General features: G+C 71.8%; 1 protein-coding gene. It reads left to right on the forward strand.

Annotated elements, in window-relative coordinates:
• A partial coding sequence (locus B3605_RS14785) for a hypothetical protein (protein ID WP_296434726.1) occupies positions 1–213 on the forward strand: 213 nt, incomplete at both ends.

The following is a 213-nucleotide window of genomic DNA, read 5'->3' on the forward strand; positions in this document are numbered from 1 at the left end:
GAACGCCGCCATGGTCGAGGAGACCACCGCGGCCAGCGTCACGCTGAACGAAGAGGCACAGACGCTGCAGCATCTCGTCGCCCGCTTCCGCGTCAGCAACGCCAACCATGGCGCACCGCTGCGCTCCACCGCCCAGCAGATGCGGGCACCGGCGGCACCGAGCTATCGCCCGTCGTCGCAGCCGAGCTACCGCCAGGCAGCCGCCCCTGCCCC

The organism is Rhizobium sp. UBA1881 (genome assembly GCF_002338015.1).
Classification (GTDB): Bacteria; Pseudomonadota; Alphaproteobacteria; order Rhizobiales; family Rhizobiaceae; genus Rhizobium.